The organism is Promicromonospora kroppenstedtii DSM 19349 (assembly GCF_000515355.1).
Taxonomy (GTDB): domain Bacteria; phylum Actinomycetota; class Actinomycetes; order Actinomycetales; family Cellulomonadaceae; genus Promicromonospora; species Promicromonospora kroppenstedtii.
Window position 1 is genome coordinate 1,909 of sequence record NZ_KI911750.1, and the last position, 1,522, is coordinate 3,430.

Sequence of the window (1,522 nt, forward strand, 5' to 3'; positions counted from 1 at the left end):
GCTCCACCACCCGGGTGACCACGGCGACGACCGCGCCCCCGGCGAGGGTGCCCAGCAGCACGAGCAGGGCGCCGACGGCCCAGAGCCCCGAGTCGTCGGTCGCCTGCGCCTGGATGGTCCACGCCGCCGTGAACGGCACGGCCACCGCGAGCACCGCGGCCCACGCCGGGGCGGACAGCGTGCCGACCACCACCAGGGCGGCGAGCACCAGCACGCACGCGATCACCTGGGGCCCCTCGTACGGGCCGGTGACGTTCCCGGTAGCGGGATCGACCTCCCGGACGACGTCCCGGCCCAGGAAGATCCACCAGGCCACGACGGTCAGCACGACCACGGTGAGCGTCGTCAGGGTGGGGGAGGGCTTCTTCCGCGCAGTCATGCTCCCACCCTGCCCGTCATCCGTCCGGAAAGTGCTGTGACATCCCGGTGGGGTGCGCGTCTGAGAGGCATGACACACACGACCGGCACCGTGACGTCGACCTCCACCACCGCCACCGAGCTGCGGACGGCCCCACCGGCCGCCCTCCGAGCAAGCGTCAGGACTCGCACCCTGGTCGCCCTCGACATCGACGGAACGCTGCTGGGCGCCGACGGGATCGTGCCGGCCGTGACGGTCGGGGCCGTCCGGGAGGTGCGCAGGTCGGGCCACCATGTCGTGCTCGCCTCGGGCCGGTCGCTCGTGGGGATCCTCCCCGTGGCGGGCCAGCTCGGCATCGAGCAGGGCTGGGCCGTCGCGTCCAACGGCGCCGTCGTCGCCCGCGTCGACGCCGACCTGCCGAGCGGCTACCGGATCGAGAAGATGCACTCGTTCGACGTCGAGCCCGTGGTCCGGCTCGCGCGCGCAGCGCTCCCCACGGTGCAGGTCGGGGTCGAGGAGGTGGGCTGGGGGTACCGGGTGAACCGAGTCTTCGAGCAGGGGCTGGTCAACGGGCAGCAGCGCCGCGTGGCGGACACCGAGCTGTGGGAGGCCCCCGCCGCGCGCGTGATCCTGCGCGGCGACGGGGCGCTGAGCCTGCTGGCGCCCCTGCGCGAGCTGGGCGTCACGGCCACGCCGGCCGGACCCGACTGGGTGGACGTCACGCCGCTGTCCCTGAGCAAGGCGACGGCGCTCGAGCGGATCCGTGAGCGGGTCGGCGTGGACCCGGGCGCGACTCTCGCCGTCGGGGACGGGGTCAACGACCTGGAGATGATCGCCTGGGCCGCGCGCGGCGTCGCGATGGGGCACGCCCCGGCCGCCGTCATCGATGCCGCGGACGAGGTCACGGGGCGGATCGAGGAGCACGGGGTGGTCGCGGTGCTGAGCACCCTGCGGTGAACAGGTCCGGCACGCCGGGGACGGAGACAACCTTTCGGGTGAATCGCACGTCATAGTCATGGCGTCCCGACCGGGACGCAGTGCACACACCCAGGAGGACTTGCCCTATGAGCAGGAGATTCGTCGTCCGTTCCTCGGCGGCAGCGGGCGCGCTGGCGCTCGTGCTGGCCGGATCGGTCGCCGCGAGCCCGGCCGGCGCGAGCCCGG

2 protein-coding genes are annotated in these 1,522 nt (G+C 73.8%); one reads left to right on the forward strand and one right to left on the reverse strand.

Annotated elements, in window-relative coordinates; all coding sequences use genetic code 11:
• Positions 1 to 379, reverse strand: a 379-nt coding sequence (locus tag PROKR_RS25690) for a hypothetical protein (protein ID WP_051433365.1), incomplete at its 3' end; no start/stop codon positions are given.
• Positions 380 to 448: 69 nt separating this feature from the next.
• Between PROKR_RS25690 and PROKR_RS25695 the strand changes: the two genes are divergently transcribed.
• Entirely contained in the window at positions 449 to 1,315 is an 867-nt protein-coding gene (locus PROKR_RS25695; protein WP_245605970.1) for an HAD family hydrolase, read from the forward strand.
• The last annotated feature ends 207 nt before the right edge of the window (positions 1,316 to 1,522 follow it).